Raw genomic sequence first — 18,588 nt, 5'->3', positions numbered from 1 at the left:
GGCCCCCCTGACTCCCAGCTCCTTCCCCCGAAGAAGTGAACTGACTTTTGCCCGAAAAAGTGAGGAGCGCGTCCGTGGCGCACGAGGAGACGGTGTACGACGCGCTGGACCATGCCCATGGGGGCGAGGGGCAGTGGGCGTTCGGCACCGGGTTCGACGACCCGCTGGCCGGGGTGGACACCACGGTGCCGGAGGGCATCGACCCGGCTGACCTGGGCGTCTACTGCCTGATGCTGGGTGACGACGCGCTCGTGCTGTGCCAGCGGCTGACGCAGTGGGCGACCAACGCGCCGGAGCTGGAGGAGGAGGTCGCGCTGGCCAACAGCGGGCTCGACCTGCTCGGCCAGGCGCGGCTGCTGCTCGCCCGCGCCGGCTCGGTCGGGGTGCTGGGCCGGTCCCGCGAGCAGGCGACCGACTCCATCCCGGACGAGGACGCGCTCGCCTACTTCCGCGACGCCGACGAGTTCCGCAACACCGCGCTGGTCGAGGCGGAGAACGGCGACTTCGCCCGGACGATGGTGCGGCTGCTGGTGGCCTCGGCATGGCGGCTCGCGCTGTTCACCCGGCTGCGCACCTCCCGCGACCCGGTGCTCGCCGCGATCGCCGCCAAGGGCGTGCACGAGCTGACCTACCACCGCGACCACGCCGCCCGCTGGCTGCTCCGCCTCGGTGACGGCACGACCGAGTCGCACCGCCGCGCGCAGGCCGGCGTCGACGCCGTCTGGCCGCTGACGGCCGATCTGTTCACCGCCACCGACGTCGAGCGCCGGCTGGTCGAGGCCGGCGTCGCCGTCGACCCCGCCGAGCTGCGCGACGAGGTCACCGGTGTCCTGACGATGGTCGTCGAGCGGGCCACGCTCGCCGTCCCCGCCTGGCCCGCCGACGCCGCCCCCAGCGGCCGCCTCGGCCGGCACGGCCCCGAGCTCACCGCCCTGCTCGCCGACCTCCAGGGCCTCGCCCGCCAGCACCCCGCAGCCACCTGGTGACGGCGGTGGTGACGAGCGCGCGGGCAGTGGCGGAGACGGTGACCGACCCGGAGCTGCCGATGCTGACGCTGGCCGACCTCGGGGTGCTGCGGGACGTGCGCGAGGAGGCCGGCACCGTGGTCGTCGAGATCACGCCGACCTACTCCGGCTGCCCGGCGATGGGCGTGATGCGGGCCGACCTGGTCCACGCGCTGCACCGGGCAGGGTTCGCCGAGGTCGACGTGCGCACCGTCCTGTCGCCGCCCTGGAGCACCGACTGGATCAGCGAGGCCGGCCGGCGCAAGCTCGCCGACGGTGGCATCGCGCCGCCCGGGAAGGCGCCGGTCCGCCCGTCCGGGCCCGTCCCGCTCACCCTCGGACCGAGCCGGCGGACGGCGTCCTGCCCGGTCTGCGGATCGGCGGACACCGTTGAGGTCAGCGAGTTCAGCGCGACGGCGTGCAAGGCCATGCGCCGGTGCCGCAGCTGCGCCGAGCCGTTCGAGCACGTGAAGGAGGTCTAGTGACCAGCACCCAGCGCAGGCGACCGCAGTTCCACCAGCTGACGGTCGCCCGGGTCGAGCGGCTGACCGACGACGCGGTCGCGGTGACCTTCGACGTCCCGCCGGAGCTGGCCGAGGACTACGCGTTCCGGCCCGGGCAGGCGCTGACGCTGCGCCGGGTGGACGGCGAGCGCGATGAGCGCCGGTCGTACTCGATCTGCGCGCCGATGGGCTCGCCGCCGCGGGTCGGTGTCCGGGAGGTGCCGGGCGGTTTCTTCTCCGCCTGGCTGGTCAACGAGGTGCAGGCCGGCGACACGATCGAGGTGCTGCCGCCGTCCGGCACCTTCACCGCGGACGTCTCCACCCCGGCCGACCACGTGTTCGTCGTCGCCGGCTCGGGGGTCACCCCGGTGCTCAGCCTGGCCGGCACGGTGCTGCGGGACGGCGAGTCGACGGTCACCGTCTTCTACGGCAACCGGCGCACCAACACGGTGATGTTCGCCGACGAACTGGCCGACCTGAAGGACCGCCACGGCTCCCGGCTGCAACTGGTGCACGTGCTCTCCCGCGAACCCCGAGACGCCGAGGTCACCAGCGGCCGGCTGGACGGCGACCGGCTGCGCACCCTCGTGAGCGCGCTGGTCGACGTCGAGGACACCGACCACTGGTGGCTCTGCGGCCCGCACGGCATGGTGACCGAGGCCCGCGAGCTGCTCGCCGAGCTCGGGGTGCCGGCGGAGAAGGTGCACCAGGAGCTGTTCTTCGTCGACGACGTGCCTCCGGTGCCGGTGCGCGGCGACGACGAGGTCCTCGACGGGCCGAGCAGCCAGGTCACCGTCGTCCTGGACGGCCGGTCCACCACGCTGGCGCTGCCCAAGGACGCACCCGTGCTCGACTCCGCCCAGCGCGTGCGCAGCGACCTCCCATTCGCCTGCAAGGGCGGCGTGTGCGGCACCTGCCGCGCCCGGGTCACCGACGGCGACGTCGACATGCGGCGCAACTACGCCCTCGACGCCAGCGAGGTAGACGCGGGCTACGTGCTCACCTGCCAGACCCTGCCCGTCTCCGACGCCGTCACCATCGACTTCGACGCCTGACCCCCCGAGTGTCGGCTCGGCGGGGTCTCCAGCGGCCGGACACCCCGCTGAATCGACACTCGACGGGCGTCACGGCAGGAAGGCCAGCGCGGCGGCGATCCGGGCGACCAGCTCGGCCGGGTGGTACAGGTCGGCGGCGGTGACGAAGACGATGCGCCAGCCGGCGGCGGTGAGCCGGTTGAGTCGCCGGCGGTCCTTCGCGAACTGCCCCGGCTCGGCATGCCACGACCCGTCGTACTCGACGGCGACCTTGCGCTCCGGCCAGCCGAAGTCGACCCTCGCCAGGACGACGCCGGCCACGACGATGCGGTGCTGGGCGACCGGCCGCGGCAGGCCGGACCCACCCAGGAGCAGCCGCAGCCGGGTCTCCTGCGGCGACTCGGCCAGTCCGTCGGCGAGGTCGGCGGCCCGCCGCAGCTGCCCGCATCCACGGCCGGTCGTGAGATGAGCGGCCCGGCGGACCGCGTCCAGGTCGACGACCCCGGAGACGACCAACCGGTCGAGGGCGATCACGGCGCCCTCCAGGTCGACGCTCGTCCGCGCCACCTCGACCGCAGTGGCCAGCGGGGTGGTCACCGGGAGCGACCGCCGACGGGTGACCTCCTCGGGTGTCAGCCGTGCACGCCTGACCCGGACACCGGTCAACGTGCGCGCCGACGATCCCGGCGGCACGGTCAGCTCGACGGTGTCGGTGGTGCCGGCGAGGTCGACACCCCACAGCACGGCCGCACTGCGCCCGGTGACCACGGCGCGGGGGACGGCGAGGCAGCCGGCGCGGCAGAGCAGCATGTGGGTCGCCGGGAGCCGGGCGTCGCAGTAGACGTCGGGGAACAGCCGGCACCACGCACGCCCGCGCAGCTGGTCGCGGGTGAGCAGCCCACGGTGCACGGCGTCGGTGCCCCGGAACGGCCCGCTGACCAGCGAGGACGGTCGCATCGCAGGCCGAGGCACGAGCGCAGATGCTGCCCCGATCACCCCCGAGCCCGCTGCCGTCGTCCACAGGCCCGTCGAGTGTCGGTCCAGCGGGGTGTCCGGGTGGCCGAGACCCCGCTGGGCCGACACTCGCGGGAGATGAGCGAGCGGTCGTGACCGGACGGCGCGCCGGCAGTGGTGGGGCGGGGACCTGGCCACGGTGTGTCCATGTCGACACGTCCCCGTGTCGACTGCTCGGCCTGTCGACCCGTCCGGTCAGCCGATCGCCACGCGGGACAGCTCGAGTCCGCGGTAGGCGGCCAGTCGCTCGGCCTGCTCCGTGATCGCGACCTGGCTGACCTGGGACCACAGGTGCGCGGTGACCGCGACCGTCCGGTTCTTCTTGGCTGCCCGCCACGTGCCGGCGAGTTCCCCGTCGGCCAGCACGCCGCCGGGCCGGCCGAGGACCGGCCACAGCTCCTTCTGCCGGTCCCGGTCGGGTACCAGCAGGGTGCGGTCCCGGGCCTGCAGGAACGGGTCGAACGGCCCGAGCAGCCGGACGCCGCGCACCGGGTCGCCGTCCAGGTCACCGAGGGCCCAGCACGGCCTGCCGTCGACGGAGACCACCACCGCGTCGGCCGGCCAGCGGGCCCTGACGTCCTTGACCGGGGCGTCGAGGTAGCCGGCGACGTCCTGCGGGGTCGCCGGGCCGAGCAGGCGCAGGTAGCCGCGCACCACGTCGAACCGCTCGCCCGCGACCGGGGCCGGTGCGAAGTCGGGGATCGGCTGCAGCACGGGGGGAGAGGTGCCGGCCACGAGCTCCAGCCCGGCTCGCAGCGCCGCCAGGCGGAACGGCTGCTCGTACAGGTGGACGGCGTCGCAGGGCCGGCAGTGCCGCAGGTAGGGCGCCGGCATCAGATCGGCGACCCGCCGGGACATCACGCCCTTGACCGTCGGCTCGCGCACGACCGAGCGCATCGTGGAGGCGACGGCGTCCAGCGCCTCCAGGTTGCCGATCCCGGCCGCCTGCAGCGGCTTGCTCGCGTCGAAGATCCGCTTGCCGGCGTCGGCGTCGGAGAACGGCGCGGTCGCCGCGGCGATCTGCGGCAGATCGGCGCGGCGGTAGAGGTGCGGGGCGCCGCGGACCGTCCAGACGGTGGCCAGCCCGCTGTCGGCGGGTACGACGCCGCGGATCGCCAGCGCCCACAGCCCGCCGTCCGGGCCGGTGTCCTGCACGCCCAGGTCGAGCGCGTCCGCGTCGTCGGCGGAGCCGGCCTCCCGGTCGAGCTGCTGCGCCCGCACCCGGCTCGCCAGCGCCTGCGACCGGGTGACCTGGAGCACGAGGCCACCCTAGGGTCGCGGGCGCCACATCGGAGCTCCCGCGTCAGCCGGGCTCGTCGTCCTGCCAGGTGGCGTGGCCGTCGGGCTGGACCACGATCCACTGCCGGCTGCCCGTGGTGACGGTGACCGGGCGCAGGCGGGGGCGGGCGACCAGCCGGGTGACCAGCTGCACCAGCTGGAGCTGGGTGTCGTGCCGGTTGCCGGTGCGCACCTGGTGCTCGGCGTCGTCGATGGTGATCCGGGCGGTGGTCGGCGTGGGAAAGCTGGCCTGGAGGGTCATCGGCGGGCCCCAGGGCGTCGTCCGCACCGTCAGCTCGTCGACGAGCTCGGCACGGCGGGCGTAGGTGAGCTGCTTGAGCTGGAGCTCCAGCAGTGCCTCGGCCGCTCCCGGCGCGAGGTCGAGGCCCTCGGTGACGAGGGTCGCGGCGTGGTCCTCGTCGTGGGCCTGCAGGATCAGCTCGACCAGTCGCTCGCGGTCGGCCAGCCCGGTCACCACGCCCTCGTCCCGCGCGGCGCGCGGGTCGGGTGCCGGGGTCTCGTCGTCGCTGCGGTCCGGGGTGGGGAGGCTCTCGGGAGCCGGTGGCTGCAGCATGGTCCGACGGTATCGGCCGCCGCGGGTCTCAGCGCACCGGAGCCCGGAAGCGGGCGACGAACCGGCGCTGGCCGGGCGTCTCCACCGCGCGGCGGGCGTACCGCTCCCGCACGAAGCGCACCGCGTCGGCCGGCGCCACCCCGTCCAGGACGGCGAGACACGCCAGCGCCGTGCCGGTGCGGCCGTGTCCGCCGTGGCAGGCGACCTCCACCCGACCGGTCGCCGACCGGTGCCACGCCTCGATGAGCACCTCGGTGAACGCCGCCGGGTCGCGGGGCAGCCGGAAGTCCGGCCAGGCCACCCAGCGGTGCTCCCAGCCGGGGTCGGGGGGTGGCGCGCCGAGCAGGTGCACGGCGAACGTCGGCGGCGGGCCCGGCGGCAGCGGCCGCCCCAGTGCGCGACCCCGGACCAGCCGGCCGGACGGCAGGGCCAGCAGCCCGGGCGTCCCCGGCGGCCAGGGGGCGTCCTCCCGCGGCGCCCCGTCGTCGCTGGTGTCAGGTGTAGAGGTCACGGTCGTGCTCGTTGACCTGCACCCACACCCCGTCCGGGTCGGCGACCCGCAGCGAGCGGCCGAAGCTCTCGTCGACCACACCGTCCGGGGTGAACCCGGCGGCGCGCAGCCGGTCGGCGACGGCCTCGAGCGGTTCGTCGCACTCGAAGGCCAGCTCGCACGACCCGGCCGGGCTCTCCCCGCCGGCGTGGTGCAAGGCCAGCATGCCGGTGGCGGCGGGCAGCTCGGCCCACTCCCCGGGCCGGGAGACCGGGCCGCCGTCCAGGCCGAGGGCACGGTAGAAGCGGGCGGACGCGGCGACGTCCGAGCAGTAGCGGATGGGCATGAGCTTCACGGACGGTCGTCCTCCTCGAGCCGGGACAGGTGGGCGGTGAGCGCCTGCTCGACGAAGAGCGACAGCGACTCACCGGCATCGACGGCCGCGTGCTTGACGCGGCGGACGAGTGCCGGGGGCAGGTAGACGTTGAACTGCTGCTTGCCGTCAGGTGGCATGCTCGAATGCCAGCAAACTAGTCGGGGGGCCGGGTCGGCAGCCGCGGGTGTGCACCAGTGGTCGCCCCGTACCGCGCGCACCCGACCACTCGTGCACATCGGCAGGCTGGGTCAGGGGGCGAGGGCGGCGGCGATGCGGGCCAGCAGGTGCTCGGGTGCGTGCAGGTCGGCCGCGGTCACGAAGACGATCCGCCAGCCGGCAGCGGTGAGTCGGTTGAGCCGTGCGCGGTCCCTGGCGAACTGGCCGGGCTCCGCGTGCCACAGGCCGTCGTACTCCACCGCCACCCGCTGCTCGGGCCAGCCGAAGTCGACCCGCGCGATCTCGCGGCCGCCGTACCGGATCCTGTGCTGTGCGATCGGCCGGGGCAGCCGGCTGGCGTGCAGCAGCAGCCGGAGCCGGGTCTCCTGCGGAGACTGCGCCAGTCCGTCCGCGCGGGCGGCAGCCGTGCGGGCGCGCCGGGCACCGGCACCGGTCAGCGTCCCGGCCGCGGCGCGGACCGCCGCGAGCTCGACGACCCCACTGAGCACCAGCCGGTCGAGCGCGACGACGGCGTCCACGGGCGGCAGTGCAGCGGCGACCGACGCTGCCGACGCCTCCGGGGTGAGCACCCGCACCCCAGCGCGGCACCACACGACGTCCGGGTGCAGGTCGGTGCGGCGTACGCGGAGGCCCGGCACCCGCACCGGGTGCGTGCCCGCCGCCCGGGTCAGCTCGACGTCGTCGTGGGGGCCGACGAGGTCGACACCCCACAGGACCGCCGCACTGCTCCCGGACACGACGGCGTCCGGGAGCAGGACGCTGGCGGCCGCCCGGGCGCGCAGGGCGTGGTCGACCGGTACGTCGGCGTGCGCGTACACGTCGGGGAACAGTCGCCGCCAGGCCGAGCTGCGCAGCTGCCGGGGTGTCAGCACCCCGTCGCGGACGACCCGCGAGCCGCGGAACACCCGCCCACGCAACTGCTCGGGCACGTGAGCGAGCACCCGCGCACCATGCCCGGACCACCCCGCCCCCGCTGCCGCCGTCCACAGGCACCGCGGCTGTGCGCTGGTCGTCGCCCGGGAGCGGACCCGGACGACGACCAGCGCACGATGGCGAGGTCAGGGCGTGAAGACCGCCCGCACGCAGCCGTCGGTCTTGGCCTTGAACATCTCGTAGCCGCGCGGGCCGTCGATGAGCGGCATGGTGTGCGTGGCCAGGTGCTCGGTGACCAGCTCGCCCTTCTGCATGTGGTCCAGGATCCGCGGCAGGTACCGCTGGCCGTGCTGCTGGGCACCGCGCACGGTCAGGCCCTTGTTCATCATGGCGCCCAGCGGGAACTTGTCGACCATGCCGGCGAAGACGCCGAGCACGAACACGCTGCCGCCCTTGCGGCAGGCCCGGATCGCCTCCCGGACGGCGGTGGGCCGGTCGGTCTGCAGCCGCAGCTGCTGCTTGACCTGGTCGTAGACACCCGCCGGGCCGGGGGAGTGGGCCTCCATCCCGACCGCCTCGATGCACACGTCCGGCCCGCGGCCACCGGTGCGCTCGCGCAGTTCCGCCGTCACCTCGACCGCGGTGTAGTCGATCGTGTCGGCGCCGATGAACTGGCGCACCTGCTGCAGCCGCTCCGGGATGCGGTCGATGACGACCACCTGCTCGGCGCCCAGCAGCATCGCCGAGCGGGCCGCCATCTGGCCGACCGCGCCGGCACCCCACACCGCGACGGTGTCCCCGGGCTGCACGCCGCCCAGGTCGGCGCCGGTCCAGCCGGTGGTGACCGAGTCGGAGGCGAACAGCGCCCGGGTGTCCGAGACGCCGTCCGGGACGAGGAAGGCGCCGACGTCGGCGTAGGGCACCCGCATGTACTCGGCGTGGCTGCCGGCGTAGCCGCCCATGGCGTGGGAGTAGCCGAAGCAGCCGCCGGGGCTCTGACCCCACAGCCCCTCGGTGATGCCCGGGTTGGGGTTGCCGTTGTCGCAGAGCGAGTAGAGCTCCTTCTTGCAGTACCAGCAGCTGCCGCACCCGATGAACGACGGGACGACGACGCGGTCGCCGACCTTGCGCCTCGTGACGGCCTTGCCGACCTCGACGACCTCGCCCATGAACTCGTGGCCGAGCACGTCGCCGGCGCGCATGAACGGGACGTAGCCGCCGATGAGGTGCAGGTCGGACCCGCAGGTGACGGTCTGCCGGATCTTCAGGATGACGTCGTGGTCGTTGAGCAGCTGGGGCTCCGCGACGTCCTCGACGGACACCTCGTTGATGCCGGTCCAGGTCAGCGCCTTCACAGCACACCCTCCCGCGGGGCGGTCTGCGCCACGCCCTCGAGTGCAGCGCCCTGCGGTGTCTTCTTCCGGTGGCCGTGCGGCTGGGGGTCGACCCGCAGCACCTCGCCGGTCTCGATGAGCTGCTTCGTGCGGCGCAGGGCCGCCCGCAGCTCGCCGATCTCGTCGCTGCTGCCACCGGCCGGGAACCGGGCGGCGAGCTCGGTGCCCAGGTCGCGCGGGGCCGGGGTGGTGCGCACCTCGATGCGGGGACCCAGGGCGTCGAGCTCGGGGAAGGGGCCGGGCAGCTCGGGTACGCAGACGGTCACCGCGCGCCAGCGCCGGGCGGAGACGGCCGGGTCGTCGGTGACCGACGCACCGCCGATGCCGGGCAACCGGTTGTGCTGCACCGCCGTCAGCACGGCGCTCCCGGCGCCGGACGCGACGGACGTCGCCCTGGTGGTGACCCTGTTCAGGAGGTCGGTGAGTGCCATGCAGCAGCTCCTCGCCGGCCCGGCCGCGGGGAGGGCGGCGGGACCTGCGTCGGTGGGGTGCCGCCGAGGGTTCAGCGGTGCCCGGGCGGCTACCCGGCGCCCACCCGGGTGAACCCCGGTGCCCGCCTCGAGGGGCGGGCACCGGGCGGCTCACCGGCGGCGCAGCACGTGCTCCACGGCATCGGCCAGCAGCCGCTGGCCGTCAGCGGTGGGGTGCACGTCGCCCGGCAGCACCAGACCGGCCGCGACGGAGCTGCCGCCCGCCTGCCGTGCCCGCGGCAGGAAGGCCGCGTAGCCGTTGGCGATGGTGGCGTCGTGCTCGCGCGCGGTCGCGGCGATGGCCGTGTCCAGCACCAGGGTGCTGAGGGACTGGCCGCCGGAGTACTGCAGCGCGTAGTAGGTGACCACGACGATCCGGCCGGTGTAGTGGGCCTGCTCGCGCAGGGCGGTGAGGATCTGGTCGAGCTCGCCCTGCACCTGGCCGAGCAGGGCGGCCTGCTCGTCCGCGCCGGTGCACCGGCCGGGCGTGCTGGTCTGGCAGATGAAGGCGTTGTTCGCCCCGAGCTGCAGGGTCACCAGCGAGACGTCCGGGGTGGCCCGCAGCGTCTGGACGGCGTAGTCGAGCTGGGACTCCGGGAGCGGGTAGGGCACGTGCAGCGGGGCGAAATCGCGGTACGCGCCGGCCACGCCGTTGCGGTTGGTGCAGCCGTTGCTGGCGGCGGTGACGTCGATGAAGCTGCTGGTGGTCTCACCGGGGCAGGTGGCGTTGAGCAGTCGCAGGCCCAGGTCCTGGGCGACCAGCTCCGGGTAGCCGACGAAGTCCGCGGCGTCGGCGTACCCGCCCGGGTTGTTCGCGCGGAAGCCGAAGGGCACCGAGTCGCCGAGGGCGAGGTAGGTGCTGCCGGCCGGCGGGGTGCGGTCGGCGGGCCGGGCGGACGCCGGCGCGACGCCGAGGCCGAGCACGGCCAGCACGGCGGTGAGGACCAGCACGAGCGCGCGGGCGCGGGTGGTGTGGGTGGGCATCAGTTCTCCTCCTGGGGCCGCGGCACGTCGGTGTGCACACCGGGGGAGGCGCCGTGCGGCGACCGCGACAGTACGACGCGATCGCCTGCGCGGCTCAGGAGGTCCACTCGAACGGGTGCCGACGGTACCGTCGGGCCGGCGCCTCGACCGGGGCCGCCCATCGCCCGGGTACGCCGACGGCACGACCGTCCGGCGGGTCGGGCCGCCCCACCGCCGTCCAGTGGTCCCGCCGTCCACGAGGTCCTGCCGTGCCCCGGTCTCCCGTTCCCCCGCTCGCCCGCCGCCTCGCCGGTGTCGCCAGCTCGCCCGTGCGCGAGCTGCTGGCGCTGACCGCGCGGCCCGGTGTGATCTCCTTCGCCGGCGGTCTGCCCGCCCCGGAGCTGTTCGACGTCGAGGGGCTTCGCGCGGCCTACGACTCGGCGTTGAGCGGGACGGTCGGGAGGCGGAGCCTGCAGTACGCCCCGACCGAGGGTGACCCGCTGCTGCGCGAGCTGGTGGCGGCGCGCCTGGGGCGCCGCGGCCTGCCCACCGACGCCGCCGACCTGCTGGTGACGACGGGTTCCCAGCAGGCGCTGACCCTGGTCACCGCGGCGCTGCTCGACCCGGGCGCCGTCGTCGCGGTGGAGGACCCCACCTACCTGGCGGCGCTGCAGTGCTTCCGGATGGCCGGCGCCCGGGTGGTGCCGGTCGCCGGCGACGACGGCGGCATCGACCCGGACGCCCTGGCCGAGGTGCTCCGGCGGGACCGGCCGGCGCTGCTGTACCTGGTGCCCACCTTCGCCAACCCGACCGGGCGCACGCTGACCGCGCAGCGGCGGGCCGCGGTCGCAGAGCTGGTGGCGCGGGCCGGCACCTGGGTGGTGGAGGACGACCCGTACGGCGAGCTGCGCTACCGCGGTCGGGCGCTGGCGCCGCTGGCCGCGGAGCCCGCGTCGGCCGACCGGGTGCTGCACCTGGGCAGCTTCTCCAAGACCGGGGCGCCGGGGATGCGGCTGGGCTGGGTGCGTGCGCCGGCCGCGCTGCGGGCTGCGCTCGTCGTCGCCAAGCAGGTGGCCGACCTGCACACCTCGACGGTGGACCAGGCCGCCGCGGCGGCGTACCTGGCGGTCGCCGACCTGGACGCGCACGTGGCCCGGCTGTGCGCCGCGTACTCCGCCCGCCGGGACGCGATGGTCGCGGCGCTGCCGGGCACGCTGCCTGCGGGCTCGACCTGGACTGAGCCGGACGGCGGCATGTTCACCTGGGCCCGGCTGCCCGAGGGCGTGGACACCGCGGCGCTGCTGCCCGCCGCCCTGGAGCGTGACGTCGCCTTCGTGCCCGGCGCGGCCTTCTCGGTGGGCGAGCCCGACCACGCGACGCTGCGGCTGGCGTTCACCACGCACACGCCCGCGGGGATCACCGAGGGCATGGCGCGGCTGGCGGAGGTGCTGCGGCCCGCGGGCGGCTGAGCCCGCGGGCCGGTGCGCTCACACGGTGAACCGGGCGACCAGCGTGCGCAGCGTGCCGCTCATCTGGGCCAGGTCCGCGGCGGCCACCCGGGCCTGGCTCACGCCCTCGGTGGTGACCAGGGCCGCCTCCGCGACGCCGGCGATGTTCTCGGCGATCTGGCTGGCGCCGGTCGCCGCCTCGGTGACGTTGCGGTTCATCTCGTCGGTGGTCGCGCTCTGCTCCTCCACCGCGCTGGCGATGGTGGTCTGGTAGTCGCTGATCCGGCCGATGATCTGGCTGATCTGCGCGATCGCGGCGACCGCCTCGGCGGTGTCCACCTGGATGGTCTCCACTCGGCGGGCGATGTCCGTGGTGGCCTGGCCGGTCTCCTGGGCGAGCTCCTTGACCTCGTTGGCGACGACCGCGAAGCCCTTGCCGGCCTCCCCGGCGCGGGCCGCCTCGATGGTGGCGTTCAGGGCCAGCAGGTTGGTCTGCTCGGCGATCGAGGTGATCACCTTGACGACGTCCCCGATCTCGCGGGAGGACGCGCCTAGCTTGGACACCGTGACGTTCGTGGCGTCGGCGACCTGCACCGCCTCGGCCGCCACCTGGGCGGCGGCGGTGGCGTTGCTGGCGATCTCCCGGATCGAGGCCCCCATCTCCTCGCTGCCGGCGGCGACGGTCTGCACGTTGGAGGAGACCTGCTCGGCGGCTGCGGACACCACCCCGGACTGGGCGCCGACCTCCTCGGCGGCCGCGGCGATCTGTGTGCTGGTCGTGGACAGCTCCTCGCTGGAGCCGGCCAGTGCGACCGCGTTCTCGTCCAGGGCGGTGACGGTGTCGCGCAGGGTCTGCACGGCGCGGTCGAGGTCGTCGGCCATCCGGCCCACCTCGTCGCCGACCGAGACGTCCGCCCGGACCGTGAGGTCACCGGCGGCGAGCCCGGTGGCCACCCGGCTGACCGCGCGCAGGGTGCCCACGATCTGGCGGGCCACGGCCACGCCGAGCGCCAGGGCGAGCGCGCCGCCCACCACCAGGCTGAGCACGATCGACGTCCGGGCGGAGGAGTAGCTCGCGGCCGCGTCGGCCGATCGCCGGCCGGCCTGCTCGGACTCCGCGACGAACGCGTCCTGCAGGTGCGCCTCGGCCTCGAAGACCAGGGGGAGGTAGCGGGCGTCGCGCTCGGCCTGGAAGCCGACCGCGTCGTTGGCCCGCGACATGGGCACCATCACCTCGTCGCGGATCTGCCGCACCTGGGCCCACACCTCGGTGAACGCGTCGACCGCGGTGGGCGAGGCGGCGTCGACCCGGTAGTCGGCCAGCAGCTCGGCCAGCAGCTGCTCGTCGGCGGTGAGCGCCGCCTCGGCCTTCTGCATGGCCGGCACGTCGAGGCTGGTCGCGTGGTTGAGCAGGGAGACGCGCAGCTGCATCTCCGTCCGCTGGGCCTCGGCGAGCACGCCGAGCGGCTTGACCTGAACCTGGTACATCTCCTGGACCTGGTCGGCGGTGCTGCCGAGCTTCACCAGCCCCAGCACCCCGGTCCCGACGGCGAGCACCAGCGCCACGGTGATCGCGGCGAGGATCTTCGTCATCACGGACAGGTCTCCCAGGCGGGCGAGAGATGAGCGTCCGGTGGTGGCAGGTCTCATGAGGTGCTCCGTGGTTCGTGCCCGGGGGGCCGGGTCGGGGTACGGCTCCGGGCCGCTTGCCCTCTCCATCGGCTGTCGGCAGGAGCACACGAACCTGGCGACGGACTCGCGGGTGGCATGGTGTTGTGCGCGATCGGGATGCCTGGTATGCCACGGACGTCGTCCCGGTTGTCCGTGGTTCGCGGCCCCCCGGGGACGGCGTCCGCTGGGCGCGGTGCACGATGCAACCGTGCAGACCGAGGTGCGGACCACAGCAGGCAGGGTGCGCGGTGTCGTCCGTGGGCCGGCGACGGTGTTCCTGGGCATCCCCTACGCGGCACCGCCGTTCGGCGACCGGCGGTTCGCCGCACCGGAGCCGGTCGAGCCGTGGGAGGGCCTGCGGGACTGCGTGGAGTTCGGGCCCACCGCGCTCAAGCCGCCGTACCCGGCCCCGATCGCGGCCCTGCTGCCGGAGCCGGTGGTGCCCGGTGAGGAGGTGCTGAACCTCAACGTCTGGACGCCGGACCCCGGGGCGGCCGGTCTCCCGGTGCTGGTGTGGGTGCACGGCGGCGCCTTCGCCAACGGCTCGGGCGCGGTACCGCAGTACGACGGGACGGCGTTCGCCCGCGACGGCGTGGTCACGGTGACGATCAACTACCGGCTCGGCGTCGACGGGTTCCTCTACTTCGGGGACGGCGGACCGGAGAACCGCGGCCTGCTCGACCAGGTGGCGGCACTGGAGTGGGTGCGGGACAACATCGCCGCGTTCGGCGGTGACCCGGCGCAGGTGACCGTTGCCGGTGAGTCGGCCGGTGGGATGAGCGTGCTCTCGCTGATGAGCATGCCGCGGGCCGCCGGGCTGTTCTCCCGGGCCGTGGCGCAGAGCGGGTCCGGGCACATCGCGCTGACCCCGGGCACGGCGACCGCCGTGGCCGATGCGCTCGCCGAGCAGCTGGGCGTGCCGCGCACCCGCGCCGGCCTGGCCGGTGTGCCGACGGCGGAGCTGGTCGCGGCGCAGGCTGCCCTGGCCCGGCAGATCCAGTCCCAGCCGGACCCCGCCCGGTGGGCGGAGCTGACGCTGAACACCATGGCCTTCGAGCCGACCGTGGACGGCGACGTGCTGCCCGGGCTGCCGGTGCACGGCCTGCAGCAGGGGGCGGCCACCGACGTCGACCTGCTGATCGGCACCAACACCGACGAGATGGCGCTGTTCATCGTGCCGCCGGGCCTGGTCGACCTGGTCGACGAGGGCCTGCTGGGCATGCTGAGCGGTGGCTACGGCGTCGCGCCCGAGGCGCTGCAGGTGTACCGGGACGCCCAGCCGTCGGCGTCCCCGGGTCAGCTGCTGATCGCGGTGGGCACCGACTGGATGTTCCGCATCCCGTCGCTGCGGGTCGCCGAGGCCCGCGCCCAGGCTGCCGGGCGCACGCACGTCTACGAGTTCGCCTGGCCGTCGCCGCAGTTCGGCGGGCAGATCGGTGCCTGCCACGCGCTGGAGATCGGTTTCGCCTTCGACACGCTCGGTGCCGAGGGCGGTGCGCCGCTGGCCGGTGACGCACCTCCCCAGCAGCTGGCCGACGTCGTGCACCGGGCCTGGGTCGACTTCGTCACCACCGGTGACCCGGGGTGGCCCGTCTACGACCTGGACACCCGCCCGGTGCAGGTGTTCGGCACCCCGTCGGCGGTCGTGCCCGACCCGCACGGCGACACCCGGCGTGTCTGGGAGGGTCTGCGCAGCTGACCGGCCCGCGCCCAGGCCAGTGCGTGCGGTCCCCAGGTCGTGCGCGGCCGTGCCAGCCGGCCGACCACCGACGCCTGGTGAGCGGAGAGCTGGGACTGCAGCCCGCGACGCCCGCCGGTCAGGGACCGGGGGACGACGTCCCGAGTGCGACCAGCGATGCGGCGACGGATCGGAAGACGCCCGGGTCGACCTCGAGCTCGGCGGCACAGCTCCACCGGGGTGGCGCGCCGCCGGCGAGGAGCACGTCGAGGAGCACGGTGTTCGGCTTGTCGTGGCGGGCGGTCACCTGGAGCTCCCCGTCGTCCGACGTCCAGGACCTCGCGCCGGTCCAGCCACGCCAGTCGTGGTCGAGCGAGGCGAAGAACTCCGCCAGCGACTGCGCTTGCCAGGGCGATTCGGGGCAGTCGAGGACGGCGTCGAGCCCCGCCCCGGTGAGCCGGACGCGCCAGCAGGGGAGCTGCTCGTGGGGGTGGCGGGCCGCGGAGACCTCCAGGCGCACCCCGGTGCGTGAGGCGAGCACGGCCGGCCCGAGCGGCGTGCCGCTCACCGGTCGGTGCTCCCCGGGGCGTGCGGCTCCGCCCGGGGGGCGACCGTGGACGGTCCGGCTGACGTCGGGTTCTCGGTGCGGGGCAGCAGCAGGGAGGCGAGGAGCATCAGCACCGTCACCACCACCAGGACGACGCGTGCCGAGCTGACGGCGACCAGCAGCCCGCCGGCCAGCACCGCCACCGGCTGGGCGACCGTGCGGGCGAAGGACCACAGCGTGCCGACGCGGGCCATCAGGTGCTCGGGCGTGTGCAGCTGGCGGTAGCTGCTCATCGTGGTGTTGGCCAGCGCGGAGCCGAACAGGGTGACCGCGATCCCCGTGCCGCAGAGCACCAGCCCGACCGGTCCCGGGACGGCGAGGCACACCAGCAGCTGGCCGGGCGCCCGCAGCTGGCTGGACCACCACAGGGCACGCACCGCTCCCAGCCGGGCGACCAGCCGGCGACCCAGCCGCGCCCCGGTGAAGCCGCCGAGCGACGGCAGGCCCATCAGCAGCCCGAACTGCCAGGCGGTGAACCCGAGGTCGCGCAGCAGGAAGACCACCGTCACCGCCGAGCCCATCCCGACCGCGCCGGCGAAGAGCACCCAGCTCAGCAGCATGCGCCGCAGCACGGGGTCCGCCCACACGAAGGCCAGCCCCGCGGTCAGTTCGGTGCGGCGGCTCGTCGTCGTCGTCCGGGGTGGGGGTGTGGGTTCCGGTTCCCGGATGCGCCGGACGGCGAGCGCGCTGACCAGGAACGACGCCGCGTCCACCAGCAGCGTGCCCACCGCGCCGAGCAACCCGACGAGCACGCCGCCCGCCGAGGGGCCGGCGGTGAGCGACAGCCAGACCGTGGACTCCAGCCGGCCGTTCGCGTCCACCAGCCGCGCCGGGCCGACCAGCGACCGCAGGTGTGCCTGCGCCGCGGCCTGGAACGCCAGCTGACCGGCCGCGTTCAGCACCGCCACCACCACGAGGTGGGTGACGGTCACGCTGCCGACCACCGCCGCGACCGGGATGCTGACCAGCGCCAGCAGGCGGACGACGTCCGCGGCCACCATGACCGGGCGCTTGCGGCGGTGCTCCACGGCGGCGCCGGTGGGGAAGGCGAGCAGCGCCGTCGTCGCGGCAGCGGCCGCGGTCAGCAGCGCCACCTGCACCGCGCTCGCCCCGACCACGACGACGGCGACCACCGGCAGCGCCACCATGCCGACGGCCGACCCGAGCTGGCTGACCGCGAGCCCGCTCCACAACCTCCGGAAGTCCCGGTGCCCGCTGACCGTCCCGGTGCCGGCGCTCACCGCATCCGACCTCCCCCTGGTCGCCGTCGATCACGGACCTGCGTGAGCGACGCGCCGGCGTGTCCCTCACGCAGCTCCATGATCGTCGCCCCGGGGCGCGGAGGCGGCAGCACCGGGGGGCGGGGGGCGGTGCCGAGCCCCGGGCGCAGCGGTCGGCGGGCTGGGAGATCATGGGGGCGTGGCGGAGGAGCTGATCGTGCTGGTGGACGACGACGGACGAGCGATCGGTGCCATGCCCAAGCCGCTGGTGCACCACGGGGAGACCCCGCTGCACCGGGCGTTCTCGGCCTACCTGTTCGACGACGACGACCGGCTGCTGGTCACCCGGCGGGCCATCACGAAGCAGACGTTCCCCGGCATGTGGACCAACACCGTCTGCGGCCACCCCGGCCCGGGCGAGGCCGACGACGACGCGATCGCGCGGCGCGCCCGGCAGGAGCTCGGCGTCCAGGTCGCCGACCTGCGCCCGGCTGTGCCGGGCTACCGGTACCGCGCGGAGTTCCGCGGCGTCGTGGAGAACGAGATCTGCCCGGTCTACCTGGGCCGGCTGGTCGGGCGCCCGGTACCCGAGCCCAGCGAGGTCGACGACTGGGAGCTGCTGGGCTGGTCCGACTTCCGGGCCCGGCAGGAGACCGGCGCACCCGACGAGTGGTCCCCGTGGTGCCGCGAGCAGGCCCGCCTCATCGAGACGGCCGGCCTGGTGCCCGGGCCACAGGGCTCCGAGGTCCTGCCCGGCAGCTGACGGCCGGGGTCAGGCGGAGACGACCAGCCGCACCGTGCAGCCGCCCTCGCTGGTGGGCGCGGCGGTCAGCTGGTCCACCGAGCGGCGGGCCAGCCACAGGCCCATGCCCCCCAGGGAGGGGTCGCCGCGGTGTGCCGGCCCGTACCCGGCCAGCGGGTCGTCGAAGCAGGCCCCCCGGTCGGTGACCGCACAGATCAGCTTCTCCGGCGACGCCCACAGCCGGACGTCGACCGGGGGCACACCGTGCTCGGCGGCGTTCGCGGTGACCTCGTCGATGGCCAGCACGAAGTCCTGGGCGGCGTCCTCGCTCAGCGCGCTGTCCCGGAGCACGGCGCCGAGGCGGCGGCGCAGCACACGGGGGTCCTCGATGTCCAGCGCGGTGAGCGCGGGTTCGGTCTGCTCCAGTGGGTCCGGTTCGGGCGTGCGGGCCACGGCGCGGAGCACCTCGTCGGGGGGCAGGTAGGCGTCGTTGTCGTGCACGCCGTCGGCGTCCCGGATCAGCGGGTGCGTCTGGTGCGCCACCGCCTGCACCTCTTCGGGCGCCGACGACAGGTCGATCAGGCACAGGTGCTGCACGGGCTGCTCGGCCAGTGTGTGGTTCAGCAGCGCCTCGGTGTGCATCCAGCAGTCCCAGCCGGTCGAGGTGCCACTGGCGTCGGTGACCAGCAGCAACTCGCCCTGGTCGGGGAGCTCGCGACTGATCAGGTCCTGGTGGGCAGCGAGCGCCACCGGGGTTCGCCCGTCGAGCTGGTGCGCCGGCGCGCAGACCACCTCCGGGGGGCTGCCGAGCGCGGCCAGCACGTCGGAGCTGATGGCCTCGTCGCAGCAGAGCACGACGTGCCTCCCGTGGGCGAGAGCGTCGGTGACGACACCGCAGACGAGGGTGACCGTGCTCTCGTGTGCGCCACGGAAGTGGCCCTCGTGCCGGTACCTCGTCGCGCCCACAGCCGTCCTGACCATCGTTCCCACCTGTCGTGTCGACCTTCTCCGACGGTGAGTGGGTGCCCGGTGAGCGTCGATGCAACCCCCGTGCGGCCCGCTGTCTCCCCGG

General features: G+C 74.8%; 20 protein-coding genes. 6 read left to right on the top strand and 14 right to left on the bottom strand.

Annotated elements, in window-relative coordinates:
• Positions 1-74: 74 nt before the first annotated feature.
• Genes paaC through paaE form a run of 3 tightly spaced genes read left to right on the top strand, consistent with a single transcriptional unit; the run spans position 75 to position 2,562 of the window.
• Positions 75-986: a 1,2-phenylacetyl-CoA epoxidase subunit PaaC gene (gene paaC / locus G1H19_RS07595; protein WP_162392699.1), complete on the top strand. Its 912-nt coding sequence runs from the start codon at positions 75-77 to the stop codon at positions 984-986.
• Between the two features lie 5 nt (positions 987-991).
• On the top strand, positions 992-1,486 hold the full coding sequence (gene paaD / locus G1H19_RS07590) for a 1,2-phenylacetyl-CoA epoxidase subunit PaaD (protein ID WP_235928048.1): 495 nt from the start codon (positions 992-994) through the stop codon (positions 1,484-1,486).
• Complete coding sequence (paaE, locus tag G1H19_RS07585) at positions 1,486-2,562, top strand: 1,2-phenylacetyl-CoA epoxidase subunit PaaE (protein WP_162392698.1); 1,077 nt, start codon at positions 1,486-1,488, stop codon at positions 2,560-2,562. Before paaD ends, paaE begins: the two co-directional genes overlap by 1 nt.
• Positions 2,563-2,631: 69 nt before the next feature.
• Here the strand turns inward: paaE and G1H19_RS07580 are convergent, their stop codons facing one another.
• The 10 genes from G1H19_RS07580 to G1H19_RS07535 form a co-directional block, all read right to left on the bottom strand.
• On the bottom strand, positions 2,632-3,513 hold the full coding sequence (locus G1H19_RS07580; RefSeq protein WP_235928047.1) for an endonuclease domain-containing protein: 882 nt from the start codon (positions 3,511-3,513) through the stop codon (positions 2,632-2,634).
• Between the two features lie 237 nt (positions 3,514-3,750).
• Positions 3,751-4,815 (bottom strand): winged helix DNA-binding domain-containing protein, encoded by a 1,065-nt coding sequence (locus G1H19_RS07575; RefSeq protein ID WP_162392697.1) that lies wholly within the window; start codon positions 4,813-4,815, stop codon positions 3,751-3,753.
• Positions 4,816-4,858: 43 nt separating this feature from the next.
• A complete protein-coding gene (locus G1H19_RS07570) occupies positions 4,859-5,407 on the bottom strand; it encodes a hypothetical protein (protein WP_152729793.1) in 549 nt (182 codons plus the stop codon).
• A 28-nt stretch (positions 5,408-5,435) separates the two neighbouring features.
• Positions 5,436-5,918 carry a protein-tyrosine phosphatase family protein gene (locus tag G1H19_RS07565; protein WP_162392696.1) on the bottom strand — a complete coding sequence of 161 codons (483 nt, stop codon included), beginning with the start codon at positions 5,916-5,918 and terminating at the stop codon, positions 5,436-5,438.
• On the bottom strand, positions 5,902-6,243 hold the full coding sequence (locus tag G1H19_RS07560; protein WP_152730031.1) for a VOC family protein: 342 nt from the start codon (positions 6,241-6,243) through the stop codon (positions 5,902-5,904). Before G1H19_RS07560 ends, G1H19_RS07565 begins: the two co-directional genes overlap by 17 nt.
• Positions 6,244-6,248: 5 nt before the next feature.
• Complete coding sequence (locus G1H19_RS07555; protein ID WP_152729792.1) at positions 6,249-6,410, bottom strand: ribbon-helix-helix domain-containing protein; 162 nt, start codon at positions 6,408-6,410, stop codon at positions 6,249-6,251.
• A 111-nt stretch (positions 6,411-6,521) separates the two neighbouring features.
• Positions 6,522-7,391 carry an endonuclease domain-containing protein gene (locus G1H19_RS07550; RefSeq protein ID WP_235928046.1) on the bottom strand — a complete coding sequence of 290 codons (870 nt, stop codon included), beginning with the start codon at positions 7,389-7,391 and terminating at the stop codon, positions 6,522-6,524.
• Positions 7,392-7,508: 117 nt separating this feature from the next.
• Positions 7,509-8,678, bottom strand: a complete 1,170-nt coding sequence (locus G1H19_RS07545) for a zinc-dependent alcohol dehydrogenase (RefSeq protein ID WP_162392694.1) — start codon at positions 8,676-8,678, stop codon at positions 7,509-7,511.
• Entirely contained in the window at positions 8,675-9,148 is a 474-nt protein-coding gene (locus G1H19_RS07540) for a hypothetical protein (RefSeq protein ID WP_152729791.1), read from the bottom strand. Before G1H19_RS07540 ends, G1H19_RS07545 begins: the two co-directional genes overlap by 4 nt.
• A 150-nt stretch (positions 9,149-9,298) precedes the next feature.
• The gene (locus G1H19_RS07535; RefSeq protein ID WP_152729790.1) at positions 9,299-10,171 is read right to left on the bottom strand and encodes an SGNH/GDSL hydrolase family protein; all 873 of its coding nucleotides are present in this window, start codon (positions 10,169-10,171) and stop codon (positions 9,299-9,301) included.
• A 248-nt stretch (positions 10,172-10,419) separates the two neighbouring features.
• Between G1H19_RS07535 and G1H19_RS07530 the strand changes: the two genes are divergently transcribed.
• Positions 10,420-11,619 carry an aminotransferase-like domain-containing protein gene (locus G1H19_RS07530; protein ID WP_162392693.1) on the top strand — a complete coding sequence of 400 codons (1,200 nt, stop codon included), beginning with the start codon at positions 10,420-10,422 and terminating at the stop codon, positions 11,617-11,619.
• Positions 11,620-11,637: 18 nt separating this feature from the next.
• On the opposite strand, the gene G1H19_RS07525 is transcribed toward G1H19_RS07530, so the two are convergent.
• Complete coding sequence (locus G1H19_RS07525) at positions 11,638-13,248, bottom strand: methyl-accepting chemotaxis protein (protein WP_152729789.1); 1,611 nt, start codon at positions 13,246-13,248, stop codon at positions 11,638-11,640.
• Between the two features lie 214 nt (positions 13,249-13,462).
• On the opposite strand from G1H19_RS07525, the gene G1H19_RS07520 reads away from it, so the two are divergent.
• Positions 13,463-14,968, top strand: coding sequence for a carboxylesterase/lipase family protein (locus G1H19_RS07520; RefSeq protein ID WP_322099357.1), 1,506 nt, complete (start codon positions 13,463-13,465; stop codon positions 14,966-14,968).
• Between the two features lie 118 nt (positions 14,969-15,086).
• On the opposite strand, the gene G1H19_RS07515 is transcribed toward G1H19_RS07520, so the two are convergent.
• Positions 15,087-15,515: a DUF6228 family protein gene (locus tag G1H19_RS07515; protein ID WP_152729787.1), complete on the bottom strand. Its 429-nt coding sequence runs from the start codon at positions 15,513-15,515 to the stop codon at positions 15,087-15,089.
• Positions 15,512-16,795 carry an MFS transporter gene (locus tag G1H19_RS07510; RefSeq protein WP_162392692.1) on the bottom strand — a complete coding sequence of 428 codons (1,284 nt, stop codon included), beginning with the start codon at positions 16,793-16,795 and terminating at the stop codon, positions 15,512-15,514. Before G1H19_RS07510 ends, G1H19_RS07515 begins: the two co-directional genes overlap by 4 nt.
• 178 nt (positions 16,796-16,973) lie before the next feature.
• Here G1H19_RS07510 and idi point away from each other — a divergent pair, with 178 nt between their 5' ends.
• Entirely contained in the window at positions 16,974-17,537 is a 564-nt protein-coding gene (gene idi, locus G1H19_RS07505) for an isopentenyl-diphosphate Delta-isomerase (RefSeq protein WP_235928044.1), read from the top strand.
• Between the two features lie 9 nt (positions 17,538-17,546).
• Here idi and G1H19_RS07500 read toward each other — a convergent pair whose 3' ends face one another.
• Positions 17,547-18,497: an ATP-binding protein gene (locus G1H19_RS07500; protein ID WP_162392691.1), complete on the bottom strand. Its 951-nt coding sequence runs from the start codon at positions 18,495-18,497 to the stop codon at positions 17,547-17,549.
• Positions 18,498-18,588: the final 91 nt, after the last annotated feature.

The organism is Goekera deserti (assembly GCF_010685995.1).
Lineage (GTDB): Bacteria > Actinomycetota > Actinomycetes > Mycobacteriales > Geodermatophilaceae > Goekera > Goekera deserti.
Note: the sequence above shows the minus strand (reverse complement) of the source record. Positions and strands in the feature narration are given on the sequence as shown.

Bases quoted from the DNA above. Each gene is read 5' to 3' on its own strand.
- G1H19_RS07535 (WP_152729790.1), bottom strand. From the start codon at position 10,171: ATGCCCACCCACACCACCCGCGCCCGCGCGCTCGTGCTGGTCCTCACC.
- G1H19_RS07525 (WP_152729789.1), bottom strand. From the start codon at position 13,248: ATGAGACCTGCCACCACCGGACGCTCATCTCTCGCCCGCCTGGGAGAC.
- G1H19_RS07570 (WP_152729793.1), bottom strand. From the start codon at position 5,407: ATGCTGCAGCCACCGGCTCCCGAGAGCCTCCCCACCCCGGACCGCAGC.
- G1H19_RS07500 (WP_162392691.1), bottom strand. From the start codon at position 18,497: ATGGTCAGGACGGCTGTGGGCGCGACGAGGTACCGGCACGAGGGCCAC.
- G1H19_RS07560 (WP_152730031.1), bottom strand. From the start codon at position 6,243: ATGCCCATCCGCTACTGCTCGGACGTCGCCGCGTCCGCCCGCTTCTAC.
- G1H19_RS07540 (WP_152729791.1), bottom strand. From the start codon at position 9,148: ATGGCACTCACCGACCTCCTGAACAGGGTCACCACCAGGGCGACGTCC.
- G1H19_RS07555 (WP_152729792.1), bottom strand. From the start codon at position 6,410: ATGCCACCTGACGGCAAGCAGCAGTTCAACGTCTACCTGCCCCCGGCA.